The 1,156-nt window shown below is 73.6% G+C and carries 1 protein-coding gene; it reads right to left on the bottom strand.

Translation table 11 applies throughout. The features are described 5' to 3' along the window. Window positions 1-137 precede the first annotated feature (137 nt). The coding region (gene tssK / locus FE811_RS26935) for a type VI secretion system baseplate subunit TssK (RefSeq protein WP_140849578.1) at window positions 138-1,156 on the bottom strand (1,019 nt) is incomplete at its 5' end.

Here is a 1,156-nt window from a genome sequence, read left to right as displayed (position 1 = left end):
CGGGGCGCGGCGCGGCGGGGACGGGGCCGGGCGAAGCGGGCTGGGATTGCGGCCGGCCCGCGCCCAGCGGGCGGATGCGCGTGCGGCCGGGGTCGCCAAGGCCGAAGGGATCGTTCTGGTCGCCCATCCCCCGCTCCCTACCTGCTGACCGCGTAGCAGTCGATTTCGGGCTCGCGGTCCAGCTTGCCCGACACGCCCAGCACGAAGCCCGGCGAGGCTTGCAGCCGCGCCCAATGCTCGGACTTGCGGTCCAGCTCCAGGCACAGCCGGTCGCCGTCATAGGGGATCTCGCGCGGCTGCGAATGCAGCGGCCGCAGCGGGATGCCCGGCAGGCGCGAGGTCCAGAGCGCCTCGAACTCATCGGCCGCGCCCACGGTGACCTGGCGGGTGAACAGCTGCATCAAGCCCTCGTCCGACATGTCCGAGCCGATGCGCAGCACGATGCGGCTGTTTTGCAGGATCTCGGGATTGTCGATGCGCACCTTCCAGACGTTCTGCGCGTGGCGCGCCACCGGCAGGGCGCGGGATTTCGGCTCGACATGGCGCAGGGACAGGATCAGCGAGCGCAGCGCATCCGCCAGTGCGGCGAAGGCCGGCTGCGGGTCGGCATGGTCATATTCCGGCAGCGGCGACAGCCGCCGCGTGGACGAGCCATAGGTCGCCATCCGCCCCGCCAGCTCGGCCAGGTCGGCGAAAAGCTCGGAGGGGTGGGCAAGGTTCTGCGCCAGCAGGTGCTGCAGCCGCGGCCGGGCGGCATTGGCCAGCTCCAGGATCAGCAGGTTCTCGACCGAGCGGCCGGCGCCGCCCAGCACCATGCCGCCCTGCGCCTCGATGATGCGGTCGAGCCCGCCGACCAGTTCCTTGAGCAGCCCGCCATACCAGGGCACGGCGGCCAGCGTCAGCGCGGGAGGCAGCCAGCCCTCGGCCAGCACGACGCGGCCGTCGGCGGCCAGCCCCTCGATCCCGGCCAGCGGCAGGGTGACGGCGCCCTGCACCGCCTCGCCGGGCAGGATCAGCCGGGTCGAAAGCCGGGCGATCTCGACCTCGGCCGGCTCGGCGCCGCCGCGGATCTCGTCGCGCAGGCTGGCCCATTCGCCGCGCCAGCGCGCACCGCCCGGCTCGGCATGGGCGGGATCGACCGCGGCGGTGCCGGGCT

The sequence above is a fragment of the Paracoccus sp. FO-3 genome (assembly GCF_006386455.1).
Lineage (GTDB): Bacteria > Pseudomonadota > Alphaproteobacteria > Rhodobacterales > Rhodobacteraceae > Paracoccus > Paracoccus versutus.
The sequence above is the reverse complement of the archived record's forward strand: the minus strand, read 5'-3'. Positions and strand labels throughout refer to the sequence as shown.